The sequence below is a fragment of the Terriglobus roseus DSM 18391 genome, assembly GCF_000265425.1.
Taxonomy (GTDB): domain Bacteria; phylum Acidobacteriota; class Terriglobia; order Terriglobales; family Acidobacteriaceae; genus Terriglobus; species Terriglobus roseus.
In genome coordinates this window covers 4,318,133-4,342,050 of sequence record NC_018014.1, presented here as the reverse complement: position 1 = coordinate 4,342,050, position 23,918 = coordinate 4,318,133, and the positions used below count along the sequence as shown (strand labels likewise).

The following is a 23,918-nucleotide window of genomic DNA, read 5'->3' as shown; positions in this document are numbered from 1 at the left end:
TGCGGGCCGGGAAGAGCGATTGCGTAGACCAGAGGGGCGAATCCATCGTCCAATGGGGTATGCGTTCTTTCCCGCTTGCCTGCCTAGGTCTGTCTCTTGTTGCCGCTGCTGCTGCTCCGCGTACGTTCGCGCAGGAGGCGCCGTCGCCGGGCGGTCCGCCGCCCGCCAGCAAGGCAGCGCCGCCGGCTGAGCGCGACCTGGAGACCGGACAGACGCTGCGTGTCCGCGTGAACCTGGTCAACACGTACTTCTCGGCCCAGGATAAAGGTGGTTTTCTGACGGGTTTGAAGAAGGAAGACTGCGAGATCACGGAGAACAAGGAACCGCAGGTCATCAAGAACTTCACCCAGGAGAAGAAGCTGCCACTGACGATCGGCATCCTGCTGGATACGAGTGGATCGCAGCAGAATGTCCTGCCGATGGAGCAGGAGAGTGGCGCACAGTTTCTGAAAACAGTGCTGACTCCGAAGGATGAGGCGTTCCTGATCTCCTTCGATATCAACGTAGACCTGCTGGCGGACTATACGAGCAACCCGTCGGAACTCCGGCGCGCCATGAACAAGGCGCAGATCAATACTGGCGCGGGTACGGGCTCGGCGACTGGGAATGCGACGCCGAAGGGGACGCTGTTGTACGACGCGGTCTACCTGGCGACGCATGAGAAGCTGCATGACGAGGCCGGCCGCAAGGTGATTGTGATGCTGACGGATGGCGGCGACCAAGGCAGCCAGGTGAAGCTGAAGGAGGCCATCGAGTCGGCGCAGAAGGCGAACGCCATCATCTACGTCATCCTGATCAGCGACTATGGCGGCTTCGGCATGGGTGGTTACACGTTCGGGAATCCCGCGGGCGATATGGACAAGCTGGCGCGGGAGACGGGCGGCCGTGTGCTGAACATTGGGCACAATGCGAAGAAGCTGGACGACGCCTTTGCGCAGATCAGCGACGAGTTGCGGACGCAGTACCTGATCAGCTACACGCCGAAGAACCAGACGTTTGACGGTACGTTCCGAAATATCGCCATTTCGTGTGGCAAAGATGTGAAGATCCAGGCGCGGAAGGGTTATTACGCGATGTCCGACTCGAATACGGAGTGAGGGTAAACACCTGCCAACGTTACCTAGCGGGCAGACACCCTTACAGCCTCCGGTCTTCCATCGAGTCAGGCATTGAGGGGATAACGCGTTGGACAGCCAGGAACAACACGGGCGCTGCGGCGCTGTTACAGCCCATCCGACGCAGGCGCTGCTCGCTGCGATCGTGGAGTCTTCCGACGATGCCATCCTTTCCAAGACGCTGGACGGGACGATCACCAGTTGGAATCGCGCGGCCACGCGCATCTTTGGATACCAGCCCGAAGAGATGATTGGAGCGCCGATTCATCGGTTGATCCCTACGGAACTGCTCGGGGAGGAGGCCGGGATCATTCGTCGCCTGCGGGCGGGCGAGCGTATTGAACATTACGAGACGGTCCGCCTGAGCAAGAACGGCAACCGTATCGACGTTGCCCTGACGATCTCGCCCATCCGCGATGCGGATGGCCGGATTACGGGCGCGTCCAAGATCGCGCGGGAGATAGGACAGCGCAAGGAGATGGAACGTCTGCTGGTGCAGACGGAGAAGATGATCGTGGCGGGTCGTATGGCAGCGACGATCGCGCATGAGATCAATAATCCGCTGGAAGCGATTGTGAACCTGGTCTATCTGGCGCGACTGGATCCTTCGGTAAGCGATGAAGTTCGCGATCACCTTGCGCTTGCCGAGCAGGAGATTGAGCGGGTTTCGCTGATTGCGCGGCAGACGCTGGGCTATTTCCGGGAGTCGACGCGGGCGGGCAGTGAGCAGATCGACAAGCTGGTGGATGAGATTCTTACCGTCTACCGGTCGAAGCTGGTGCACAGCCGGATCGTGGTGCATCGCAACTACAGTCCGGTTCCGGCGATTGCCGTGCGTCGCGGGGAACTGACGCAGGTGTTTGCGAACCTGCTGGCGAATGCGATCGATGCCATGGGTAAGGGTGGTGACCTGTTCCTAGACATTGGACCCGCTACGGTTGCGGGTCATGAAGGCATACGGGTGCAGTTTGTAGATCGCGGGATAGGCATCCCGGAGAACCAGTTGGAGCAGATTTTCGAGCCCTTCTTCACGACGAAGCCGGAGAATGGGACGGGAATCGGACTTTGGATTTCGCGGCAGCTGGTGGAATCGCACTCAGGTACTATCACCGTTACAAGCAAGACCGGCCCAGATGATCACGGGACCTGTTTCAGTATCTTTCTTCCCTTTACTCCTCTCTGCAAGGTTGATATCCATTCTGCTCTGATCGAGAAGGGAACCCATGTTTCTGAGCTATGAAGGCGTCTCGAGATACGACCTGGTGCGGGGGCTAGATGGAAGCGGCCCTCTTCTGGATGGCAAGTCGGATCTGTCCGGCAAGACGCGCGGCACCGCGTTGCCGCGCGTGCTGATCGTGGATGACGAACGGCTGATCGCGGACACGTTGACGCAGATCTTCAACATGCATGGCTTTGACGCGTTCTGTGCCTACAGCGGCGTAGACGCCTTGCATCTGGCAGAGAGCTTTCGCCCCGATTATCTGCTGGCCGATGTGATGATGCCGAAGCTCAACGGTATCGATCTGGCGATGGCCATGGAACGGAAAATTCCAAATCTGAAGGTGTTGCTGTTCTCTGGCCAAGCCTCAACAACGGCTTCGATGCACGCGCAGCAGATTGGCGACCAGGGGTTCACCATAGCCGCCAAGCCGATGCATCCGGAAGAGCTGGTGCAGAAGTTGAGAACGGTTCAACCCAGATTCTAGGCCTGCATCGCACCGCTGTAGACGGCCATGCCGGCGACAGCATCCACGCCCATAGCGTCCAGGTCGTCGATCTCTTTCTGTTCCTTGATGCCACCCGCGACGATGAGCTGCTTTGCCGTGCAGGCGCGCAGGATGGCGGCGACGTCGATCGGAAAGCCGCTCATGGTGCCCTCGGTGTCGACATGGGTGTAGAGGAAGGCTGCGCAGTCGTTCTCGAGCCAGGTGACGGCCTCTTCCGGCGTGAGATCGACCTGTTCCTTCCAGCCCTTCACTGCGACCTTGCCGGCCTTGGTGTCGACGGAGAAGACGAGCTGCTCTTCGCCAAGCGCCTTATTGAGCGAGGCGGCGAAGTCGAGGTTCATGATGGGGTGACGCTTGCGGTCGGCCTCGTTATCGCCGCCGAAGAGCGTTGAGCCGTAGATGACGCGCCTGGCGCCGAGGTCGAGCATGGCCTTGCCGTCGTCTGCCGTGCGCAGACCGCCGCCGACCTGGCAGGTGAGGCGCGAGGTGAACTGCTGAATGAGTTTGCGGTTGTCGCCCTGACGCATGGCGGCATCGAGATCGATGAGCTGCACGAGCGGGTACTTCTCAAAGCGGGTGATCCAGTACTCGAAGTCGTCGAAGGCAAGCTTCAGCTTCTCGCCCTGCACAAGCTGGACGATCTGGCCATTCATCAAATCAATGGAAGGAATTAACATGTCCCTTCGATTGTCTCAAAGCAGTGAGGTGCGTTGTGGGAAGGTGCTCCATCGGCAGGCATAAAATCCGATCATGCCGGTTAAGACTCTGTGCCGCTTGCTGCTGTTCCTGACACTTTGCGCAGGCGCTCTCGCTGCCGTGGGCCAGACCAACGTTGGCCCGTCGAACCCTATCCTGCAGCACGCCGATCCCTTCATTACGTGGATGCCCGTCGACGGCAGGTACCTGCTGCTGGCGACTGCGCGCAACAATGTCACCATCTGGAGCGGCCCTACGCCAGCGACTGCGGCGACTGACTCAAAGGTCGTCTTCAACGCTGTCGAGGGTATGCGCGAGGTGTGGTCGCCGACGCTGTGGCACATCAAGGGTTCGTGGTGGATCTATTTCACGGCACGGGTGGGTACGGAGAAGCACGCGATCTACGTGCTGCAGTCCGATACGGATGATCCGCTGGGCACGTACACCTATCGCGGCCCGCTCGACCTGGAGCGAGAGGCCATCGATCCGTCCGTGCTGACCGTAAAGGGCAAGACCTACCTGATGTATGTGGGCGTCGGCGGTGGTGAGAATGCGATCTACATGGTGAGACTGGGCGAGCCGATGAAGCCCGTGGGCGAGAAGGTGCTGATCGCGGAGCCGGAGTATCCGTGGGAGAAGGGTGCCGGCAGCCCGAAGAACTATCCGGTGAACGAGGGACCGACGGCGCTGTACCACGCGGGCAAGGCCTTCATCGTGTACAGCGGCTCGGACACGGCCTCGACCTTCTACTGCCTGGGCCTGCTGACGTTCCAGGGCGGTGATCCACTGCAGCGCAGGAACTGGATCAAGACAGACCATCCCATCCTGACGCAGAACCCGGCCGTCGGCATTGTCGGCACGGGGCGCGGCACGTTTGCGCACGCGAAGGACGGCACGGAGTGGCTGCTCTACGCAGCGATGCCCGCCGATGACGCGAGGACAGCAAATCGGGCGACACGAGCGCAACGGTTCACGTGGAACGCTGACGGCTCGCCAGAGTTCGGACCGGTGTTGGCGGATGGGCCGATAGCGGTTCGCTAGTGCTTGCTTTTTCCGCGTCGATGTAACGCATCCCACGTCTCAAAAGCGAGACGTGGGGCACCCGCGCTACTGCGCTCGATTGCGCACGTCTCGGCGGGTGTAGAGCGCGTTGATGAGTGTGGCTGCGAGCGCGGTCCAGCCGGTCTGGTGCGATGCGCCGAGACCGCGGCCGGTGTCGCCGTCGAAGTATTCGCTGAAAAGGATGAGGTCTTTCCAGTGGGGATCGCTGGCGTAGCGATGCTCCTTGCCGTGGCTGGGACGATAGCCGTCTTTGTCAGGCAGGAAGAGGTTGACGAGGCGCCGCGCGATGCTCTCGGAGATTTCGACGAGGGTGTGCATCTCGCCGCTGCCGGTGGGGTATTCGAGCTTGAGGTCATCGCCATAGACGAGGTAGTAGCGCTCGAGCGCGTTGAGCAGCAGCATGTTCATGGGGAACCAAACGGGGCCGCGCCAGTTGCTGTTGCCGCCGAACATGCCGCTGTCGCCCTCGGCGGGGACGTAGCGCACGGTGAAGTGCTGCCCATGCAGTTCGGTCTGGAAGGGGTTGTCGTAGTGGTAGCGTGACAACGCGCGAATGCCGTGGGGCGAGAGGAACTCAGCCTCATCCAGCACGCGTCGCAGGATGCGTTCCAGACGCGCGCGCGGTGCAATGGCGATCCAACGGGAGCCGTTGATCTCTTCGTTGCTGACGTTGGCCGTGCTGACGTAGTTAGAGAGCTGAGGCTTGTAGTTCAGGAACCACTTCGTGCGTTTCTCGAAGTCGCGGAGGCCGTCTACGGTGCCTCGCTTCATGATGCAGACGGCGAAGAGCGGTGCGATGCCGACCATGGAGTGGACCTTGAGCGGGGTGCTATCGCCGGAGTCATGTTCGAGCTCGTCGAAGTAGAAGCCATGCTCCTCATCCCACAGACCGTCTCCGCCGACGGAGTTGATGGCGTCGATGACGGCGATGTAGTGCTCGAAGAACTTGCTGGCGATGTCTTCGTAGGCAAGGGAGCGCTGGTGTGCGAGCTCAAGCGCGATCTGCAGCATCACGGAGCAGTAGAGTCCCATCCACGCGGTGCCGTCAGCCTGGTGCAGGCAGACGCCGTCTGGCAGCGAGACCGATCGGTCGAAGACGCCGATGTTATCGAGCCCGAGGAAGCCGCCGCCGAAGAGATTGCGACCCTTTTCGTCGTTGCGGTTGACCCACCAGGTGAAGTTCAACATCAGCTTCTGGAAGGCGCGCTCGAGGAAGTCGAGATCGCCTACGCCTTCGTCATCCACGCCCATGCGATAGACGTGCCACACGGCCCATGCGTGCACGGGCGGGTTGACGTCACCGAAGGCGAACTCGTAGGCAGGCATCTGCCCGTTGGGGTGCATATACCACTCGCGCAGGAGAAGCAGGAGCTGGGCCTTGGCAAACTCGGGATCGATGCGCGCCATGGGGATCATGTGGAAGGCTGTGTCCCAGGCGGCGAACCATGGGTACTCCCACTTGTCGGGCATGGAGAGGATGTCGCGACAGAAGAGGTGGCGCCACTCCGCGCTCTTCTTCATGCGTTCGGGTGGTGGCGCGATCTGTGTGCTGTCGCCGGACATCCACTGCTCTGCGATGAAGTAGTAGAACTGCTTGCACCACAGCAGGCCAGCGTAAGCCTGGCGTGAGACGCGGCACTCTTCGGTGGTGGCTTCCTGCGGGATGATGCCTGCGTAGAAGTCATCGGCCTCTGCGATGCGCTTTGCGAAGATGCCCTCTGCGTCGGCGAGTGTGATGGTGGGCGGGACGATGTCGGTACTGCGGTGGTCGGGCTCGCTCTCGCTGCGCTGATCGACGCGGACAAGACGCAGGTACAGCGTGACGCTGGCGCCGGGTGCGATGTCGGTGCGATAGAGGAGTGCGCATTTGGTGCCGTCCTTGTCCTTTACGGCGTCTGCTTCGCCGTGCACGATCAGCCGGTCGAAGGCGTCCTTGCTGAAGTGAGCCCCGCCGCCGTAGTTGGGGTCGAGGCGCTTCATGTTGCTGTCGTTCTCGGTGAAGACCAGGCGCTCCGGTGTGAGGGCGTTTCCCTCGATGGGATAGAAGGCGTAGGCGCCCAGCACCTTGTGGTCGGCACGGACGCTGTGGTCGCCGGTCTGCTGGATGATGGGGCGGGTGTTGCCGGTGGCTTCGAGGTTCTTCCAGGACCAGTTGTTGCGCAGTGTGAGTTGCGGTAGCAGCGTGAGCGGTGCTGCGTCGGGGCCGCGATTCCATGCGGTAATGCGGATGAGGGTGTCTTCCGCGTCGGCCTTGGCGTACTCGATGAAGACGTCGAAGTAGCGGCTCTCCTCGAAGATGCCGGTGTCAAGGAGTTCGTACTCGGGCTGGTCGTAGCCGCGGCGCTTGTTCTCGGCGCGCAGGTCGTCGTAGGGGAAGGCTTTTTGAGGGTACTTGTAGAGGGATTTGCAGTAGGCGTGCGTGGGTGTGGCGTCGAGGTAATAGAACTGCTCTTTGACGTCTTCGCCGTGATTGCCCTCGGTGTTGCCGAGGCCGAAGAGGCGTTCCTTCAGGGTGACGTCCTGGCCGTTCCACAGTGCGGTGGAGAAGCAGAGGCGGCACTGGCGGTCGGTCCAGCCCAGGAGGCCGTCCTCGCCCCAGCGGTAGGCGCGGTACTGGCCCATCTCATAGGGGAAGGACGCCCAGACGTTGCCGTCGGCGGAGTAGTCCTCACGCACGACGCCCCACTGGCGTTCGGGCAGGTAGGTGCCCCATCGCTGCCAGTTCTTGACCCGCGTGCGATTCTCGTCGAGCCGTTGCTGTTCTGCCGTTACCTTTGCTTCGCCCATTACCCGTCACCCTTGTCTATTGACTGTGTAGGATGCGCGACAGTTAGTGGGCTTCGGGCGATCGTGCGATCAGCGGACTGGCGTCTGAAGCCGGACGGGGACGCCCTGGGCGGCGAGTTCGCGCTTCAGCTCCCAGGAATCGGTGATGCCGAAGTGGAAGATGCTGGCGGCGAGTGCTGCGTCGGCGTGGCCGCCGCCCTTTGCGTGGCTGAAGACGTCGGCGAAGTGCTGTGCATTGCCGGCGCCTCCGCTGGCGATGACGGGGATCTGGACGGCCTGCGAGACGCGTGCGGTCAGGTCGTCGTCGAAGCCGGTGCGACGGCCGTCGGAGTCCATGCTGGTGAGCAAGATCTCGCCCGCGCCGCGCTGCTCGGCTTCGATCGCCCATTCGACGACTTTGAGGCCGGTGTTCTTGCGGCCACCGCTGACGTAGACCTCGGCGTCCCCGACGGGATCGCTGGAGGTTGCGTTGCGTTTCGCGTCGATGGCGACGATGACTGCCTGTGCACCGAAGGAGGCGCCGATCTCGCCGATGAGTTCGGGCCGCGCGATAGCGGAGGAGTTGATGCTGACCTTGTCCGCGCCTGCGAGGAAGACGCTCTCGGCGTCTTCTGCGGAGCGAATGCCGCCGCCGACGGTGAAGGGGATGAAGAGCTTGTCGGCAGTTCGCTTTACGGTGTCGAGGAGTGTGCCTCGGCCTTCGTGCGTGGCGGTGATGTCGAGCAGCACGATCTCATCTGCGCCGGCGGCGGCGTGGCGGTGCGCGAGTTCGGCGGGGTCACCGGCGTCGATGATGTCGACGAACTGGATACCTTTGACGACGCGGCCTCCGCGTACGTCGAGGCAGGCGATGATTCGTTTGGTTAGCATTAAATATTCACCTTTGAGGTATCGAGCCATGCGTGGACAGCAGCCCATTGGCTTTCGTTGAGGGCCCGCTTCGGCACCAGGAGAAACTTGTTCTTCGCAACAAACAGAAGAGCGATGTGGTCATCTTCCGCGAAGTCGACCACAGCCGCTCGACGGAAGCGGCCTTCGCTGAGGCCTGGCAGCCGCGAGATCATTTCGTCGCCCTCAATTTCCAGCTCCACCGGCTCGTTTTCGGGCCGCCCATTTTTCATCTGTTTGTAGAGACGACGGACGTTGACCGGGCGCATTACAAGAACGAAGAGACCAAACCCTGTAAGCGCGGCCAGGACGCCTCCTGCCAACGGAGTGAATGCGAAGTGGCGGGCAGTGATGTCCCACGCGAGGATCGCCGCGCAAACTAGACCGAGGACCGGGAGTACCCACACCCAGATGGCCATGCGTAGCGCACCGAATTTCTTCCTGCGATAGCAGAGTATCTGCGCATGTTTGAAGTCTTCGAAGTTCATCGTGTAACGAGCGAGCATTACAGCTCCACGAAGTTACGAAGTAACTGCAGGCCGGTGTCGCCGGATTTTTCCGGGTGAAACTGCACGCCCATCACGTTGTTGCGTTCGACCGCTGCAGTGAACGCGCCGCCGTAGCTGGTGGTGGCTGCGGTGTCGGCGTCGACGGGGGCTCGCCAGGAGTGGGTGTAGTAGACGAACGCTCCGGGCGCGATGCCGCGCAGCAGCTTCGAGTCGGGGCGAATGTCTTCGAGGGAGTTCCAGCCGACGTGCGGGCTCTTCAGCTCTTCGCCGTTGTAGGTCGCGGGGAAGCGCTCGCACTTGCCATCGAAGTTGCAGAGGCCGTCGGTGCTGTCCGCTTCAGTGGAGCCGTTGTAGAGCCACTGAAGGCCCACGCAGATACCGAGGAAGGGCACGCCGCGTGCGATGGCCTCGCGCGTCGCCTCAGTCAGTTGCAGGTCATGCAGCAACTGCGTGGCGCGGAAGTGGCCGACGCCGGGGAGGACGATCTTGTCGGCGTTGCGTACGTCGTCTGGCGACTGCGTGATGTGCGTTTCGGCACCGAGGAAGTTGAGCGCCTTGACGACGCTGGTGAGATTGCCCGCTTTGTAGTCGATGACTTGGATCATGTGCGTTGTGGACCCTTTGTCCAGTCTTCTAGTTTGAGGCCTTTGACCTGGCGGAAGGCTGCGTCGTTGGAGATCAGGACGAAGTCGTGTGCGAGTGCGTGGGCGGCAATAAGAGCATCCATCGTTGCGAGCGGTTTTCCCAAGCGCTTTTGTTTCGCGGCGAGTAGAGCATATTGCACCGCACAGTCCGAATCCCAAGGCTGAATGGCGATGATGCGCAGGAAGCGTTCGGTTGGCGCGGTGATCTTGGCTTCGCGGGGAAGGAGCGCCAGACCGAAGCGCGTCTCTGCTTCGCAGATCGTCGAAATAACGCAGTGATTTTTGCGCTCATTGAATTTGAGGTCCAACGCTGGATAGTCGCCCCGGACCAGATAGCTGATGATATTGGTATCGAGAAGGAAACGCGTCATTTGACGAGCTTTGGCACGCGTACAGGGCTCCGGTCACGAGGTATGACGAACTCATCGCGCTCGGACTGCGTGAGTGCATCGCGCATCCGAAAGAACTCGTCGAAGTTCTTGTCTTTACTCGTGAGTAGAACCCCTCCTGTCAAGGGGTCCTTGCTGATGCTGACCTCGTCGCCCTCGAAGCGGAATTCGCTGGGAAGGCGGACTGCCTGGCTGCGGCCGTTCATGAAGAGTTTTGCGGTGCGTTCCATGTTCGCTTCCTCCCGTGATATATACCATAGTCTATATCGGCCGCTCGTCGCCTTGATGTCGGCTCTCGAGGCTGAAGGCCCGAGCTATCGAGCGGGCCTTCAGCCCTTGGTGGTTCTCGTGGTGCGTTCTACCCGGGCCTTCGGCCTAGGCTAAGGTGTCGGCGCGCCTTTAGAGCTCTCTAAACCGAAGACGATTCGCGTAGCCAAACGCCGAAGCAAGCCAATGCCGCAACCAGTGCTGCGATTCTGCGCCAGCCATTGCCGAACCAACAAAGGCAGAACGACAGGAGAGCAAGGATTGCTCCACGTCCGACCCACAGACTCAGATCGTTAACGTGACCATACAACCCATCCCAATGTCGGCTGACGATTCTCAAGGCCGCCATACAGAGGATGGAGAGTCCATCTGCAAACACAGCGATTGCGAATATGTATGCTCTCCATCTCGGCAGTGAATACATACAGACCTCTAGAGTTCTACCCAGACCTTCGGTCTGGGCTAAGATGTCGGCGCGCCTCTGGCGCTTATCTAGTACGAAGTTCCGACTGCACAGGCAAACAGGAAATTCAGTAGACCACCGATTAGAGAGCATGCAATCCCGATCATCCTTTGTCTTCCGTCTACCCTATTCGCGAGCATCAGAGAGAAAGAGCACAACAGGCAAACAGGAAACGTTGCAAGAAGAATCGAAGCTTCTGTGGCATCACTCAGGTTTTTTCCCGTGATTCGGTAATGCAACTGTGCGACTGCAATCGAGGTCATCGGGTAGGCAATCGCACATATGGCAATTGCGATAGCGATGGTGCCGGCCCTCGATCTTTCCGACGTCTGCATCTCCAAATTCCTCGATGGCTTAAAGCAAACCCTTCGTGCTCGGCAGCAGATCCTTCATGCGTTCGTCGCGGCTTACGGCTCCGCGCAGGGCTCGGGCGAAGGCTTTGAAGATGGCTTCGATCTTGTGGTGGTTGCTGCGGCCGTACATGGTTTTGACGTGGACGTTGCAGCGGCCACCGCGGGCGAAGCCGTCGAAGAAGTCTGTGACGAGTTCGGTCTGGAAGTCGCCGACGAGTGGCACATTGACCTGATCGTCCACGACATAGCCGGTGCGTCCACTCAGGTCGATGGCGGCGACGGCGAGTGTCTCGTCCATGGCCATGACGAAGTAGCCTGCGCGCAGGATGCCCTTCTTGTCGCCGAGCGCCTTGTCGAAGGCTTCACCGAGTGCGATGCCCACGTCTTCGACGGTGTGGTGCTGGTCGACGTCGAGGTCGCCGTTGCAGGTGAGGTCGAGGTCGAAGCCGCCGTGGCGCGTGAAGAGTTCGAGCATGTGGTCGAAGAAGCGAATGCCGGTGCGGACGTTGTAGGTGCCCTGGCCGTCGAGGTTCAGCTTCAGCTTGATCTGGGTTTCGGTGGTGGCGCGGTCGATGGTGCCGATGCGCGGATCCCACACACCCGCTTCGCGTGTGTATGGGGCACCCGGTCCTGTGATCACTTCAACATTGGGCATCAGATGGATATCGCTAGCGTTTTCGGGGTTACTCATATTCGGGTGTCTCCTTGGGCTCGGTCTCGGGCTTGATGACTTCGGCGGGCTGCCAGTTGATGCCGGCCAGTGCGTCGCGCAGAGCCTGGATGCCCATGCTGACCTGGTCGGGCAGGCCGACGGTGAGGCGCACGCAGCCGTCAAGGCCGGGGTCGGCGGAACGGTCGCGGACGAGGATGTTGCGTGTGCGCATCTCGTTGACGAACTGCTTGTGGCGCGGGCCGATGTGCATCAGTACAAAGTTTGCGTGGGAAGGCCAGCGCGGCACCTTCATGTTGTCGAGCGCCTTCTCAATGCGGGCGCGTCCTTCGTGCATCTGCTGGACGTACCAGTCGATGTATTCGGTGTCACCGATGCAGGCTTCGACTGCGGCGAGTGCTACGCCGTTGACGTTGTAGGGCGAGCTTGCCTTGCGGAGATGGTTCAGTAAGCTAACTGGTCCGGCGAGCAGGCCGACGCGGAGGTTGGCGAGGCCGTAGGCCTTCGAGAACGTACGTGCGACGAGGATGTTTTGTGGTGCGTCTGCACCTTCCACCAGATCACCCATGACGGTATCGCCCTGGAAGTGGAAGTAGGCTTCGTCGACGAGGATGACTGCGTGCGGCGCGGCCTTCGCGATGTTGTGGATCTGCTCGCGTGTGGTGATGGCGCCGGTGGGATTGTTGGGCGTGGTCAGGATGATGAGCTTGGTCTTCGGCGTGATGGCGGCGAGCATGCGTTCATATGGGAACGCGAGTGTGTCGTCGGCCTGCACGCGCACCAGCTTTGCGCCCATGCCCATGGCGTTGACGTCGTACATGAAGAACGAGGGCACGGCGAAGAGACACTCATCGCCCTCTTCGAGGAAGGTGAAGCAGACGATGTGGATGGCTTCATCGACGGCGTTGGTCAGCAACACCTGCTCGGGCTTGAGGCCGAGGTGTTGTGCGACGACGGCTTCGACGGGACCGCGCTCGGGATAGATGGTGAAGCCTTCGAGCGTGATCCTGCCCAGCGCTTCGCGCACACGTGGCGAGGGTGCGTGCGTGTTCTCGTTGAAGTCGAGGCGCAGGCCGTTGCGGCCGGCGAGAGGCGGGTGGTACTCCGGCATCGCAAGGATGGCGCGGCGCGGTTGGATGTCGACCCACGTCTCAGAAGCGAGACGTGGGGCACCCGGTTCGGTGACTGCTTCGGTGCTCATCGCTTGCCTGCTTTCATGCGGACGCGGACGCTTTGGGCGTGGGCGGTGAGGCCCTCGGCTTCCGCGAGTGCGATGGCGTGTGGTCCGAGCTTTGCGAGGCCTGCTGCCGTGTAGTTCTGCACGGTGATGACCTTCAGGAAGTCGTAGATGCTGAGGCCGCCGCGCATGCGCCCGACGCGGCCGGTGGGCAGCACGTGGTTGGGTCCGCTGATGTAGTCGCCCATGCTTTGCGGCGAGTAGTTGCCGATGAAGACAGAGCCCGCGTTTTTGACCCAAGCGAGGTCTTCGACGGAGTCGACGGTGAGGTGCTCGGGTGCGAGGCGGTTGGTGATGAAGCGTGCCTCTTCGACGGAGCCGCAGAGGAAGATGGTGCCGCGTGCCTTGATGGAGACCTGCGCCAGCTTGTTGTTCTTCGCCTGCTCCTTCACTTCGTTCACGACCTGCTTCGCAAGTTGCGAGTCGGCGGTGACGAGGACGGCAAGTGTTTCGGGATCGTGCTCGGCCTGTGCGACGAGGTCGGCTGCGATGCCGGCGGCATCGCCAACCTGGCTGGTGACGACGATCTCGGTCGGGCCGGCGGGCATGTCGATGCCGCACTCGGTGCTTGCGATGATCTTTGCGGCGGTGACGTAGAGGTTACCGGGGCCGACGATCTTGGCGACGCGCGCGATCGTCTCCGTGCCGTAAGCCATGGCGGCGATCGCCTGTGCGCCGCCGGTGCGGTACATTTCGGTGACGCCGGCGAGGTGTGCGGCGGCGAGCGTCTCACGCGCTGGCTTGGGGCTGCAGACGACGATGCGTTCTACGCCCGCGACCTTCGCTGGAATGGTGGTCATCAGCAGCGTGGAGGGCAGGGGATAGCGGCCGCCGGGGACGTAGCAGCCGACGGACTCGAGCGGACGGATGATCTGTCCGACGGTGACGCCGGGCGTGTTCTCCGTGGTCCACTCGTCGGGCTTCTGCTGCTCAGCGAAGCTGCGGATGTTCTCCGCGGCGATCTGCATGGCCTGCTGCAGTGGTTCAGGTGTGGCGTTCCATGCGTCGAGCATCTCGCCGGCGGTGACGCGGAGGTGGCCCTGCAGGGAGTCGAACTTCTCTGCGAATTTCAGCAGAGCCTTGTCGCCCTTCTTCTGGACTTCCTGCATGATCTTGCGGACGGTGGGTTCGACTTCCGCCGTCTTCACGGCGCCGCGGCGCTCGAGCGTTGCGAGGAGTGCGTAGGCGTCTTTCGCGTTGCGGCCTGTGGTCTTGATGAGCTTCATGGGGTGCTCCTGGTGCCTGTTCGTCGCACTTGTCGCGGGCTTACAGCCCGCAGGTTTCTCGGTGTCCTTAACCCAGGGCGTCGCCCTGGGCTAGGAAGTCGCGGGCCTTCAGCCCTCACAACTCGAGCCGCCCTCCGAGAGCGAGCTCTACAGAACGACCTTGCTCAACGGGTATTCGACGATGCCGCTGCCGCCTGCTGCCTTCAGCTTTGGGATGACTTCGCGAACGACGGTTTCGTCGAGGATGGTGTTTACGGCGACCCAGTTCTCATCCTTCAAATGCGAGACGGTGGGCGACGAGAGTGCGGGAAGGAGCGAGAGGATCTGGTCGAGATTCGCTTTGGGGACATTGAGCATCAGGCCGACCTGGGAGAGTGCGTTGATCGCGCCATTCAGCATCAGTGCGAGGTTGTCGATCTTCTGCTTCTTGAACGGGTCGGTGTAGGCGGACTTGTTTGCGATGAGCTGCGTCTCGCTCTCCATCAGCAGGTCGATGATGCGCAGGCGGTTGGCGCGCAGGGAGCTGCCTGTCTCGGTGACTTCGACAATGGCGTCGCAGAGCATGGGCGGCTTCACCTCGGTGGCGCCCCAGCTGAACTCAACCTTGACGTTGATCTTCTTTTCCTTGAAGTAACGTTTGGTGTACTCGACGAGCTCGGTTGCGATGACCTTGCCTTCGAGGTCTTCGGGCTTTTGGAAGGGTGAGTCTTCGGGGACGCAGAGCACCCACTTCACCTTCTGCCGCGACTGCTTGGAGTAGGTGAGCGACGTGATGCGATCGACGTCCGAGAGGTTCTCAAGAACCCAGTCGTTGCCGGTCAGGCCGGCGTCGAGCGCGCCGCTCTCCACGTAGCGCGCCATCTCCTGCGCGCGGACGAGCATGCATTCGATTTCGGGATCGTTGATGGCGGGGAAGTAGCTGCGGCCGCTGGGGCTGATCTGCCATCCGGCGCGTTTGAACAGGTCAATGGTCGCGTCCTGGAGGGAACCCTTGGGGATGCCGAGTTTCAGTGTCTTGCTCACGTTCGTGTTCTCCGTCGAATCTGTGTTGGTCGCGCTTTGCGCGATGGAGCGGCTTTGCCGCTGACCCCATTCTTTGCTTCGCAAAGCATGGGGCACCCGATTTTGTGGCTACTTTGCGGTCTCGATTGGCTTGGTAAAGCAGCTTACGGTGCCTTCATGGCAGACCAGTCCGTCGCCTTCGACTTCTACTTTGAAGAGCAGTGCGTCGTTGTCGCAGTCGGTGCTGGCGCTGATGATGCGCAGGCGGTTGCCGCTGGTCTCGCCCTTCATCCACAGCTTGCTGCGGGTGCGCGACCAGAAGGTGACGAAGCCGCTTTCGAGCGTGCGGCGGTAGCTCTCTTCGTTGAGGAAGCCCAGCATCAGCATCTCGCCGGTCTTTGCGTCCTGCACGATGCCGGGGACGAGGCCGTCTGCCTTGGCGAAGTCAATCGTTACGTCGTTCATCTAATCCTCGTGGGTTAAGCCGCGTTCGATGGGGACTGGCGGACATAACAAAGCCCGCCGGTGAGCATCGCTCGGGCGGGCTGGTATCGATCCTGTGTGCGTTGACGCCTTACTACGACTTCGCACCGGACACCGCCGCCATCACGCCATGCGCGTGGTGAAGATGACCATGATGGTGGGTGCGAACGTTCATTGCACCTTTGAGGCTAATGGTGCGGGCTGCCTGTGTCAACGGCGAGCCGTGAAAAGAAAGTCGTGACTGCGGCAGAAAACCTTTTCTTCCAACGGCTTCTCCCAGATATGGTTCGGATGTACCGCCGGTGCCCGATCGGCGAAAGTGTACGCAAGGAGATCATGACCATGAAGATGTTTCGTTTCCTCCCCGTTCTCGCCCTGGCCATTGCCGGTCCGCTGCTGACCGCACAGAGTGCGGCGCCCGCAAAGACTGCCGCTCCTGCGAAGACTGCTGCCAAGCCGGTGACGGCGGCGGCAAATCCGCACAAGAACGATCCGCTGGATATCAACACCGCATCGCCCGACCAGTTGATGCAGTTGCCGGGTGTGGGTGAGGCCTACTCCAAGCGCATCATCGATGGCCGTCCGTACACGGCGAAAAACCAGCTTGTGACGCGGGGCATTGTGCCGAAGGCGACGTATGACGGCATCTCAGCGCAGATCATTGCGAAGCGTGCGTCGAAGTAGAGTTCGTGGCAAACGAAAAGGGCGGCCCTTGCGGGTCGCCCTTCTTATGTTTTGTGGGTGCTGAGTTACTTGGCTGCGACTGCGGTCTGTCCGACGGAGGCCTTGAGTGCTTCGGCCTTGTCGGTCTTTTCCCAGGTAAAGTCGTCGCCGATGCGGCCGAAGTGGCCGTAGGCTGCGGTCTGCTGGAACTTTGGCTTGCGCAGGTCGAGCGTCTCGATGATGCCCTTGGGGGTCAGCGAGAAGTTCTTGCGGACGGCGGCGGTCAGTTCGCTGGCGTCGACCTTGCCGGTGCCGAAGGTCTCGACGAGCACCGAAACGGGCTCAGCAACGCCGATGGCGTAGGCGAGCTGTACTTCTGCGCGGTCCGCCAGGCCGGCTGCGACGATGTTCTTTGCGATGTAGCGGGCCATGTAGGCAGCCGAACGATCGACCTTGGTCGCATCCTTGCCGCTGAATGCTCCGCCGCCGTGACGGCCCATGCCACCGTAGGTGTCCACGATGATCTTGCGGCCGGTCAGACCGCTATCGCCCATGGGGCCACCGACGACGAAACGGCCGGTCGGGTTGATGTGGTACTTGGTGTCGGCGTCCAGCAGTTCTGCGGGGATGGTCGCCTGGATGACGTGCTCCAGGATGTCGGCGCGCAGCTTGTCGGTCTCAACAGCCTCATCGTGCTGGCTGCTGATGACGACGGCGTCGACGCGGACGGGCTTGTTGTTGCCGTCGTACTCGACCGTGACCTGGCTCTTGCCGTCGGGGCGCAGGTAGCCGAGCTTGCCGGACTTGCGGACTTCCGTGAGCTTTGCGGCCAGCTTATGCGCCAGCGAGATCGGCGTGGGCATCAGCTCCGGCGTCTCGTTGGTGGCATAGCCGAACATCATGCCCTGATCGCCGGCGCCGCCGGTGTCAACGCCCATGGCGATGTCAGGCGACTGCGCGTTGATGGACGAGATGACGGCGCAGGTGTTCGAGTCAAAGCCGTACTCGGAGTGCGTGTAGCCAATGTCTGCGACGGTCTGGCGGACGATCTTCTGGAAGTCCACGTACGCCTTGGTCGTGATCTCGCCGGCGACGACAACAAGGCCGGTGCAGGTCAGGGTCTCGCAGGCTACGCGGCTCATGGGATCCTGCGCCAGGCAGGCGTCCAGGATGGCATCGGAGATCTGGTCGGCAATCTTATCGGGATGGCCTTCGGTAACGGACTCAGACGTAAAGAGAAAACGATCGCTTGTGGACAAAAACTGCTCCTTGGGGCGCTGTGAGGCGGACGTTGAATATTCGATCTATTCTAACTCGCCGGGGATTCGGGAGAGCGCGAAATGGCCCTAGTCACCCGCCATTGCGGCCCCATGGTGAAGACCGGGGAACTATTCCGTGGCGTGGATGGCCACGGTGCGCTTATGGTCCGGCAGGTGCACAACGCCACGGTGAACTAAGACCCAGAGGACGCCGACGGCGAGTACCAGGACGGCGGTGAGGAGCCCGACAACACCTACCCAGCGCCAGCGGGTCTGGCTCTCTTCGGTCTTGCGTGACCGGCGGACAGCCTCGGCGAATTCGACCCAGTCGTCTTCCTTCGCCTCCGGTTCGATGCCGGCGGTGCGCAGGGCTGTGTTGAAGTTCTGGAGGGTTTCTTCGGGATTCAGGCCGCAGTGGAGGCAATAGGAGCGCAGGATGCCACGGTTGAAGACGCCGCCCGGCAGGTCGCGGAAGCGCTCGTCTTCCAGGGCATGCAGATGCCGCAGGGAGACGCGTGTGGCGACGGCGACGTCATCCAGTGCGATCCCCTGCCGCTCTCGCTGCTCCCTTAGCTCCTGTCCGAAACGCATGCGTTCGCTTGCCCGTCGTGCCCGGTGGGTTTGGCCGGATCGGTAATCCGGCCATCTTGGAAACTGGTCTGCTGCTTTGCTGCGTCGTGCTACTGCGAATCCTAATACTGCAAACCCACAAAAACCAAAGCTAAGAGCATCAGCGACAACACTATCGGTACTACTAACGGCTAAACGAGTTTCGTTGTGGGAATTGCGCGCGAAAGATACTCTGACCGCAAGAACGGATTGGTGCTGCCCCGGTGGGAGACCAAGCTGAATGTATGGCAACGCTATCCTTGTTTACGCCGTCGTTTCCGCCGCTCACCGCTATGAAGCCCCACGCCATTGCCGCTCCAACGCATCTTGCCAGTGATGAACATCGCTGGCTTGCGGTGTTGCGCCGATCGGACACTGCCGCCCGACCGGACGGTTCCGGCGATCGCTTCTTCTATGGCGTGACGACGACCGGCATCGTCTGCCGGCCAAGCTGCCCCAGTCGCCGTCCACGCCGCGAGAACACGCTGTTCTTCGATTCGGTCCACCAGGCGGAGGCGGCGGGATTCCGCACCTGCCAGCGGTGCCGGCCGGCTGGACCTCCGCCGGAGCAGGAGGCTGCGGCGCGTGTCGATCGCGTGCGCCGGTACCTGGAGCAGCATGCCGAGGAAGGCGCAGTGACGCTCGCGGTGCTGGCGACGATAGCGGAGCTTAGCCCTTTCCATCTGCAGCGCGTCTTTCGCGCCGCCATGGGCGTTTCGCCTGCGGAATATGCGAGGCGTCTGCGCGCGGAGCGCTTTGCCGAGGCGCTACAGGCCGGCAGCGTCACGGAAGCCGTCTATGCCGCAGGTTTCCAATCGCCCAGCCAGGTCTACGCAAAGCGAGCCGCAACGGGCATGACGCCCGGGGCCCGCAAGCGCCTGGGCGAGCATCAGCACATTCGGTACAGCATCGTCGATTCGCCGCTGGACCGGATGCTGGTGGCGGCGACGGACCTTGGTGTGTGCCTGATCGCCTTCGACACCAGCGATGACGTGCTGCGCGAAGAGCTGCATTCGCGCTTTGCCGCGGCGGAGCTTGAAGAAGATAACGGCCGGCTGGCCGACCATGCGAAGACCGTGCTGCAGCACCTGTCGGAGTCGCCCACGGCAAAGCGGCTGCCGCTGCATGTGCGCGCAACGGCCTTTCAGCAGCGGGTTTGGAAGGCTCTGGAGGCGATTCCGCATGGAGAGACGCGGACCTACGCGCAGCTTGCCGCGGAGATTGGCGCGCCGAAGGCCGTGCGTGCCGTCGGGTCAGCGTGTGGCGCGAATCCGGTGGCGCCGGTGGTGCCCTGCCATCGGGTGGTGGGCAGCAATGGATCGCTGACGGGCTATCGCTGGGGCAAGGAACGCAAGGCGAAGCTGCTGGAGATGGAGAGAGCGGGGAAGGACGCATAGTGCACAGCGCATACCTCGTCCCTGTATAAGGGATGCGTATGCGTCGACTCCTTGCCCTAGCCCTTTGCCTTCTGAGTACTGCCGCCGCGTCTGCCCAGGCGCGGTGGACGCCTGAGCGCGCCAACGACTGGTATGCGAAACAGCCCTGGCTGGTTGGCTCCAACTACGTGCCTTCGGACGCGATCAACCAGTTCGAGATGTTCCAGGCGGCGACCTGGAATCCCTCGCTGAACGATACGGAACTGGGCTGGGCGGAGGCTGCGGGTATGAACACCATGCGGGTGTTTCTGCAAGACCAGCTCTGGCAGCAGGATCCGCAAGGCTTCAAGAAACGGCTGAATGAATTCCTTGCGATCGCGGCTAAGCACCACATCCGGCCGATGCTTGTGCTCTTCGACTCATGCTGGGATCCCGACCCGAAGCTGGGACCGCAGCACCCGCCGATCCCCGGCATTCACAACTCCGGCTGGGTACAGAGCCCGGGGACGAAGGGGCTGACCGATCCGGCGTACGAGCCGAAGCTAGAGGCGTATGTGAAGGGCGTCGTCAGCGCCTTTTCTAAGGATGACCGTGTGCTGGCATGGGACATCTGGAACGAACCGGATAACGCGACGTCGCAGTACACGCCGACACCAAACAAGACGGCGCGTGTGAACTACTACCTGCCGAAGGTGTTCGCGTGGGCGCGTAGCGCGCAGCCGACGCAGCCGCTGACCAGCGGTGTGTGGCATGACAACTGGAGCGATCCGGCCAAAGAGAACGATACGGTGAAGATTCAGCTTGCTGAGTCGGACATCATCACCTTCCATAACTACGGCTGGCCGGAGGAGTTCGAGGCGCGTATCAAGGAGCTGCAGCCGCTGGGCCGGCCGATCCTGTGCACGGAGTACATGGCGCGCGGTGCGGGCAGCACCTTTGACGGATCGTTGCCGGTGGCGAAGAAGTACAACGTTGCGGCGATCAACTGGGGACTGGTGGACGGCCGCACGCAGACGAAGTATCCGTGGGACTCATGGCAGCGGCCCTATGTTCTGCAGCAGCCGACGCTGTGGTTCCACGAGGTTTTTCATACCGATGGGACGCCGTATCGCGAGCGCGAGGTGGAGGAGTTGAAGGAACTGACCGGCCGGGGCAGATGAATTTCTTCTGGCAAGAGAGCGATTGTTTCCATTGTGCTCGATATAAGGAATAGGGTCGAGCCAGACATCTTCCTAGTGTCTTTTAGAAGCAGAAGATTTAGGGGCTGCAGCGTATACGCTGCAGCCCCACTTTTGTGGCATCACGTTCGCTCGGCCTTGAATGGATGAGGCATCATTGCGGTGTTTCGGCAGAGCGTATTCTTCTGTGCCGGGTGCGTGCGGGTGTACCCTTTACAGTGAAGAATCGAACCGATTGAGGGATTACAAGCATGGCTACAGCAGTTCTCACGCCCGAGTCGCTCCACACCGCCGCACCCCTGCCGTACAAGGTTGCTGATATGTCGCTGGCCTCGTGGGGCCGTAAGGAAATCGATATCGCCGAGCAGGAGATGCCCGGCCTGATGAGCATTCGCGCGAAATACGCCGCGGGGCAGCCCCTGGCGGGCGTCCGGATCACCGGATCGCTGCACATGACCATCCAGACGGCTGTGCTGATCGAGACACTGAAGGATCTGGGCGCCGACGTGCGCTGGGCTTCGTGCAACATCTTCTCCACGCAGGACCATGCAGCAGCGGCCATTGCAGAGACGGGCACACCCGTCTTCGCATGGAAGGGCGAGACGCTGGAGGAGTACTGGTGGTGCACATACCAGGCGCTGACCTTCCCCGGCGACAAGGGACCGCAGATGGTTGTGGATGACGGCGGCGACGTCACTCTGCTGATCCACAAGGGTGTGGAACTGGAAGCGGGCGACCGCAGCTTCGTGGACGGCAAGGCCGGCAGCGAAGAAGAGGCTGTCATTCAGCAGTTGCTGCTGAAGGTGCTGGCTGAGGATCCGCAGCACTGGACGAAGGTTGCGAAGGAATGGCGTGGCGTCTCGGAAGAGACGACGACCGGCGTGCATCGCCTGTACGACATGATGAAGAAGGGCAAGCTGCTGGTGCCCGCCATCAACGTGAATGACTCCGTCACGAAGAGCAAGTTCGACAACCTGTATGGCTGCAAGGAGTCGCTTGCGGACGGTATTAAGCGCGCCACGGACGTGATGATGGGCGGCAAGGTTGCGGTCATCTGCGGCTATGGCGATGTGGGTAAGGGCTCGGCGCAGTCATTGCGCGGCATGGGCGCTCGCATCATCGTTACCGAGGTCGATCCGATCAACGCCCTTCAGGCTGCGATGGAAGGCTTTGAAGTAACGACCCTGGAAGATACGCTGGGCCGCGGCGACATCTACGTTACCTGCACGGGCAACGTGGACATCATCACCTTCGAACACATGCAGAAGATGAAGGATCAGGCCATTGTCTGCAACATCGGCCACTTCGACAACGAGATTCAGATGGATCGCCTGAATACTTCCGACGCGATCAAGCTGGAGATCAAGCCACAGGTCCACAAGTACACCTTCCCTAACGGCAATGCGATCTTCGTGCTGGCCGAGGGACGCTTGGTGAACCTGGGCTGCGCGACCGGTCACCCGAGCTTTGTGATGTCGAACAGCTTCAGCAACCAGACGCTGGCACAGCTTGATCTGTGGGAGAACCGGGACAAATATGCTGTGGGCGTCTACGTTCTGCCCAAGAAGCTGGACGAGGAAGTCGCTCGTCTGCACCTGGAGAAGATCGGCGTGAAGTTGACGACGCTGTCACCGAAGCAGGCAGATTACATCGGTGTGAGCGTGGAAGGTCCTTACAAGGCCGAAACCTACCGCTACTAGACGCGTCGCGAAGTAGTATTGGGACAGCAGGTTTTCGCCTGCTGTCCCAATTTCTTTTCTGGCCTGGTCGCGTGCGCATCGTCACTGCTGTGTTGTCCTCTGCCTTTCTGTCCTCACTCCTGCTTACGGGGTGTGGCACCGGCGTCTATCGTGGCGAGGCGACGGCGGAATATTCCTTCACAGAACCACTGCCGACTGGTCCTTTCACCTACATCTCCGCACTCGGCTGCGCGAAGCAGGATGTAGACCTAAACACGGGCCTGACGGTGACAGGCCTCCCCGCACATGACGATGGCCCCTGCATCACGGCGGCACTGGCAAAGGCCAACGCGACTCATCCGGTCGTGCTGGTGCAGGACGGCGCCAGCCTGGTGTCCAGCATTCGCGGGCCTGCCGCAGGGCACTGGAGCATCGTGGGGCGAGGCGCAGGATTTCACGGAGCATCGACTTTATTTGGTACGGGCTTCTTTCAGAAGGCCGGCACGAATGACGATGTGATCTTTAACGGCGATGCTGCACATGCCGGCTGCCCGGGCGGCAAAAGCGACCCTGGTGTTTACACCCCCGGTCTACCACCGCCTCGCGGGACAGACATCACCCTGCGAGACTTTGCAATCAACGGCAATCGGGGCGATGGCGCCAACGGAAACTCAGACCGCGGAGATCCACGGGGCCACGACGGGTGCGCGCTGATGGGGATCGATTTGATAGACGTCAACAACGTACGAATCAGCGGCGTCACGTTCTACAACACCTCGATGTACAACTTGCGGCTGAGTGACGTAGGACACGCGACGGTTGAGCATTCGCTTTTCGCCAACATGGGACTGCTGCCCGACAAGTACGAGCCCCAAAACGGTGATGGCACGCATGTGAATGGGCCCGCTAACGACATCAACATTCACGATAATTACTACATCACCACGGACGACGCCATCGCATTGAATGCGCCGGAGGGCTGGGGCGGTCTTATCACCAACGTCACCATCTCGAACTCATTTGTGCAGCAGGGCAATACGCTATTACGGGCCTATACGAATAGTTCGCCTGTCGCGGCCGGGAACGCCCTGCCACTGATCTCGAACGTAACGGTCGATAACTTGAATGGTTTTGGGTTCTTCTGCGCATATTTTGGAGACGGCGCCTTCCATCCGGTGTCGCTGCCCGGAACGATCAAGAATTTTGTGTGGAAGAACTCCAGCTGTGGTTCTGATTGGGGGATCGGCCTGACGGAGAATGTGGCGGACCTGACCTTCTCAAATTTTCGCTGGATCAGTGACCACACCGCATCTCCTTTTTTCGAGATGCGGCAAGGCCACGCTGACTCAATCTCACTGCAGGACATCACGGTTGAACGTCCCTGGGATGTCGTCCCTGCCTTAGTCAGGTTGCGAGCGGCACCGACGTCCACTGTGGATGAGCTATCCATCGATGGATTGAAGTTCGCCGGGATCACGGACCCGTTGCCGCAACTGGTCCTCATCCGCGCACCCAGCTACATTTCACAAATCAAACTAAAGAACTCGCTCACCGGCTATGTCAGCATCGTCAACGACTCCAGGCTTACCGGGGCAGTTACGCAGAACTCTCGCAGCGCAACTGCCGACCAGTAAGC

General features: G+C 61.2%; 23 protein-coding genes. 9 read left to right on the top strand and 14 right to left on the bottom strand.

Annotated features, from left to right (window positions below):
• Nucleotides 1-59 precede the first annotated feature (59 nt).
• The 3 genes from TERRO_RS17870 to TERRO_RS17860 all read left to right on the top strand — a co-directional run bounded on the left by TERRO_RS17870 (nt 60) and on the right by TERRO_RS17860 (nt 2,821).
• Nucleotides 60-1,097, top strand: coding sequence for a VWA domain-containing protein (locus tag TERRO_RS17870; protein ID WP_014787111.1), 1,038 nt, complete (start codon nt 60-62; stop codon nt 1,095-1,097).
• Nucleotides 1,098-1,185: 88 nt separating this feature from the next.
• On the top strand, nt 1,186-2,355 hold the full coding sequence (locus TERRO_RS17865) for a two-component system sensor histidine kinase NtrB (RefSeq protein WP_014787110.1): 1,170 nt from the start codon (nt 1,186-1,188) through the stop codon (nt 2,353-2,355).
• A complete protein-coding gene (locus tag TERRO_RS17860) occupies nt 2,339-2,821 on the top strand; it encodes a response regulator (protein ID WP_014787109.1) in 483 nt (160 codons plus the stop codon). Before TERRO_RS17865 ends, TERRO_RS17860 begins: the two co-directional genes overlap by 17 nt.
• Here TERRO_RS17860 and TERRO_RS17855 read toward each other — a convergent pair.
• On the bottom strand, nt 2,818-3,519 hold the full coding sequence (locus TERRO_RS17855; RefSeq protein WP_014787108.1) for a 1-(5-phosphoribosyl)-5-[(5-phosphoribosylamino)methylideneamino]imidazole-4-carboxamide isomerase: 702 nt from the start codon (nt 3,517-3,519) through the stop codon (nt 2,818-2,820). The genes TERRO_RS17860 and TERRO_RS17855 overlap by 4 nt on opposite strands.
• Nucleotides 3,520-3,592: 73 nt before the next feature.
• Between TERRO_RS17855 and TERRO_RS17850 the strand changes: the two genes are divergently transcribed.
• The gene (locus tag TERRO_RS17850) at nt 3,593-4,579 is read left to right on the top strand and encodes a glycoside hydrolase family 43 protein (protein ID WP_014787107.1); all 987 of its coding nucleotides are present in this window, start codon (nt 3,593-3,595) and stop codon (nt 4,577-4,579) included.
• 66 nt (nt 4,580-4,645) lie between these two features.
• Here TERRO_RS17850 and TERRO_RS17845 read toward each other — a convergent pair whose 3' ends face one another.
• The 11 genes from TERRO_RS17845 to hisI all read right to left on the bottom strand — a co-directional run bounded on the left by TERRO_RS17845 (nt 4,646) and on the right by hisI (nt 15,500).
• Nucleotides 4,646-7,387 (bottom strand): MGH1-like glycoside hydrolase domain-containing protein, encoded by a 2,742-nt coding sequence (locus tag TERRO_RS17845; protein WP_014787106.1) that lies wholly within the window; start codon nt 7,385-7,387, stop codon nt 4,646-4,648.
• Between the two features lie 69 nt (nt 7,388-7,456).
• Nucleotides 7,457-8,257, bottom strand: a complete 801-nt coding sequence (hisF, locus tag TERRO_RS17840) for an imidazole glycerol phosphate synthase subunit HisF (RefSeq protein WP_014787105.1) — start codon at nt 8,255-8,257, stop codon at nt 7,457-7,459.
• Nucleotides 8,257-8,781 (bottom strand): hypothetical protein, encoded by a 525-nt coding sequence (locus TERRO_RS17835; protein ID WP_014787104.1) that lies wholly within the window; start codon nt 8,779-8,781, stop codon nt 8,257-8,259. The genes hisF and TERRO_RS17835 overlap by 1 nt, the downstream gene beginning before the upstream one ends.
• Nucleotides 8,781-9,389: an imidazole glycerol phosphate synthase subunit HisH gene (gene hisH / locus TERRO_RS17830; RefSeq protein WP_014787103.1), complete on the bottom strand. Its 609-nt coding sequence runs from the start codon at nt 9,387-9,389 to the stop codon at nt 8,781-8,783. Before hisH ends, TERRO_RS17835 begins: the two co-directional genes overlap by 1 nt.
• Nucleotides 9,386-9,799 (bottom strand): PIN domain-containing protein, encoded by a 414-nt coding sequence (locus TERRO_RS17825; protein ID WP_014787102.1) that lies wholly within the window; start codon nt 9,797-9,799, stop codon nt 9,386-9,388. The genes hisH and TERRO_RS17825 overlap by 4 nt, the downstream gene beginning before the upstream one ends.
• A complete protein-coding gene (locus TERRO_RS17820; protein ID WP_014787101.1) occupies nt 9,796-10,047 on the bottom strand; it encodes an antitoxin in 252 nt (83 codons plus the stop codon). Before TERRO_RS17820 ends, TERRO_RS17825 begins: the two co-directional genes overlap by 4 nt.
• An 854-nt stretch (nt 10,048-10,901) precedes the next feature.
• A complete protein-coding gene (gene hisB / locus TERRO_RS17815; protein ID WP_014787098.1) occupies nt 10,902-11,591 on the bottom strand; it encodes an imidazoleglycerol-phosphate dehydratase HisB in 690 nt (229 codons plus the stop codon).
• The gene (locus TERRO_RS17810) at nt 11,584-12,771 is read right to left on the bottom strand and encodes a pyridoxal phosphate-dependent aminotransferase (protein WP_014787097.1); all 1,188 of its coding nucleotides are present in this window, start codon (nt 12,769-12,771) and stop codon (nt 11,584-11,586) included. Before TERRO_RS17810 ends, hisB begins: the two co-directional genes overlap by 8 nt.
• Nucleotides 12,768-14,033 (bottom strand): histidinol dehydrogenase, encoded by a 1,266-nt coding sequence (gene hisD / locus TERRO_RS17805; RefSeq protein ID WP_014787096.1) that lies wholly within the window; start codon nt 14,031-14,033, stop codon nt 12,768-12,770. The genes TERRO_RS17810 and hisD overlap by 4 nt, the downstream gene beginning before the upstream one ends.
• A gap of 147 nt (nt 14,034-14,180) precedes the next feature.
• A complete protein-coding gene (gene hisG / locus TERRO_RS17800; RefSeq protein ID WP_014787095.1) occupies nt 14,181-15,056 on the bottom strand; it encodes an ATP phosphoribosyltransferase in 876 nt (291 codons plus the stop codon).
• Between the two features lie 108 nt (nt 15,057-15,164).
• Nucleotides 15,165-15,500 carry a phosphoribosyl-AMP cyclohydrolase gene (gene hisI, locus TERRO_RS17795; RefSeq protein ID WP_014787094.1) on the bottom strand — a complete coding sequence of 112 codons (336 nt, stop codon included), beginning with the start codon at nt 15,498-15,500 and terminating at the stop codon, nt 15,165-15,167.
• 360 nt (nt 15,501-15,860) lie between these two features.
• Between hisI and TERRO_RS17790 the strand changes: the two genes are divergently transcribed.
• Nucleotides 15,861-16,202 carry a ComEA family DNA-binding protein gene (locus TERRO_RS17790; protein WP_014787093.1) on the top strand — a complete coding sequence of 114 codons (342 nt, stop codon included), beginning with the start codon at nt 15,861-15,863 and terminating at the stop codon, nt 16,200-16,202.
• Nucleotides 16,203-16,267: 65 nt separating this feature from the next.
• On the opposite strand, the gene metK is transcribed toward TERRO_RS17790, so the two are convergent.
• Both metK and TERRO_RS17780 read right to left on the bottom strand, forming a co-directional pair.
• Nucleotides 16,268-17,440 (bottom strand): methionine adenosyltransferase, encoded by a 1,173-nt coding sequence (metK, locus tag TERRO_RS17785; protein ID WP_014787092.1) that lies wholly within the window; start codon nt 17,438-17,440, stop codon nt 16,268-16,270.
• Between the two features lie 129 nt (nt 17,441-17,569).
• Nucleotides 17,570-18,031, bottom strand: coding sequence for a helix-turn-helix domain-containing protein (locus TERRO_RS17780; RefSeq protein ID WP_014787091.1), 462 nt, complete (start codon nt 18,029-18,031; stop codon nt 17,570-17,572).
• A gap of 263 nt (nt 18,032-18,294) precedes the next feature.
• On the opposite strand from TERRO_RS17780, the gene ada reads away from it, so the two are divergent.
• The 4 genes from ada to TERRO_RS17760 all read left to right on the top strand — a co-directional run bounded on the left by ada (nt 18,295) and on the right by TERRO_RS17760 (nt 23,916).
• The gene (gene ada / locus TERRO_RS17775; RefSeq protein ID WP_014787090.1) at nt 18,295-19,446 is read left to right on the top strand and encodes a bifunctional DNA-binding transcriptional regulator/O6-methylguanine-DNA methyltransferase Ada; all 1,152 of its coding nucleotides are present in this window, start codon (nt 18,295-18,297) and stop codon (nt 19,444-19,446) included.
• A 38-nt stretch (nt 19,447-19,484) separates the two neighbouring features.
• Nucleotides 19,485-20,585: a cellulase family glycosylhydrolase gene (locus tag TERRO_RS17770; RefSeq protein ID WP_014787089.1), complete on the top strand. Its 1,101-nt coding sequence runs from the start codon at nt 19,485-19,487 to the stop codon at nt 20,583-20,585.
• Between the two features lie 269 nt (nt 20,586-20,854).
• A complete protein-coding gene (gene ahcY / locus TERRO_RS17765) occupies nt 20,855-22,303 on the top strand; it encodes an adenosylhomocysteinase (protein WP_014787088.1) in 1,449 nt (482 codons plus the stop codon).
• Nucleotides 22,304-22,374: 71 nt separating this feature from the next.
• Complete coding sequence (locus TERRO_RS17760) at nt 22,375-23,916, top strand: glycoside hydrolase family protein (RefSeq protein ID WP_014787087.1); 1,542 nt, start codon at nt 22,375-22,377, stop codon at nt 23,914-23,916.
• Nucleotides 23,917-23,918 lie beyond the last annotated feature (2 nt).

Bases quoted from the DNA above. Each gene is read 5' to 3' on its own strand.
- TERRO_RS17870 (WP_014787111.1), top strand. From the start codon at position 60: ATGCGTTCTTTCCCGCTTGCCTGCCTAGGTCTGTCTCTTGTTGCCGCT.
- TERRO_RS17860 (WP_014787109.1), top strand. From the start codon at position 2,339: ATGTTTCTGAGCTATGAAGGCGTCTCGAGATACGACCTGGTGCGGGGG.
- TERRO_RS17855 (WP_014787108.1), bottom strand. From the start codon at position 3,519: ATGTTAATTCCTTCCATTGATTTGATGAATGGCCAGATCGTCCAGCTT.
- TERRO_RS17850 (WP_014787107.1), top strand. From the start codon at position 3,593: ATGCCGGTTAAGACTCTGTGCCGCTTGCTGCTGTTCCTGACACTTTGC.
- TERRO_RS17845 (WP_014787106.1), bottom strand. From the start codon at position 7,387: ATGGGCGAAGCAAAGGTAACGGCAGAACAGCAACGGCTCGACGAGAAT.
- hisF (WP_014787105.1), bottom strand. From the start codon at position 8,257: ATGCTAACCAAACGAATCATCGCCTGCCTCGACGTACGCGGAGGCCGC.
- TERRO_RS17835 (WP_014787104.1), bottom strand. From the start codon at position 8,781: ATGCTCGCTCGTTACACGATGAACTTCGAAGACTTCAAACATGCGCAG.
- hisH (WP_014787103.1), bottom strand. From the start codon at position 9,389: ATGATCCAAGTCATCGACTACAAAGCGGGCAATCTCACCAGCGTCGTC.
- TERRO_RS17825 (WP_014787102.1), bottom strand. From the start codon at position 9,799: ATGACGCGTTTCCTTCTCGATACCAATATCATCAGCTATCTGGTCCGG.
- TERRO_RS17820 (WP_014787101.1), bottom strand. From the start codon at position 10,047: ATGGAACGCACCGCAAAACTCTTCATGAACGGCCGCAGCCAGGCAGTC.
- hisB (WP_014787098.1), bottom strand. From the start codon at position 11,591: ATGAGTAACCCCGAAAACGCTAGCGATATCCATCTGATGCCCAATGTT.
- TERRO_RS17810 (WP_014787097.1), bottom strand. From the start codon at position 12,771: ATGAGCACCGAAGCAGTCACCGAACCGGGTGCCCCACGTCTCGCTTCT.
- hisD (WP_014787096.1), bottom strand. From the start codon at position 14,033: ATGAAGCTCATCAAGACCACAGGCCGCAACGCGAAAGACGCCTACGCA.
- hisI (WP_014787094.1), bottom strand. From the start codon at position 15,500: ATGAACGACGTAACGATTGACTTCGCCAAGGCAGACGGCCTCGTCCCC.
- TERRO_RS17790 (WP_014787093.1), top strand. From the start codon at position 15,861: ATGAAGATGTTTCGTTTCCTCCCCGTTCTCGCCCTGGCCATTGCCGGT.
- TERRO_RS17780 (WP_014787091.1), bottom strand. From the start codon at position 18,031: ATGCGTTTCGGACAGGAGCTAAGGGAGCAGCGAGAGCGGCAGGGGATC.
- ada (WP_014787090.1), top strand. From the start codon at position 18,295: ATGGCAACGCTATCCTTGTTTACGCCGTCGTTTCCGCCGCTCACCGCT.
- TERRO_RS17770 (WP_014787089.1), top strand. From the start codon at position 19,485: ATGCGTCGACTCCTTGCCCTAGCCCTTTGCCTTCTGAGTACTGCCGCC.
- ahcY (WP_014787088.1), top strand. From the start codon at position 20,855: ATGGCTACAGCAGTTCTCACGCCCGAGTCGCTCCACACCGCCGCACCC.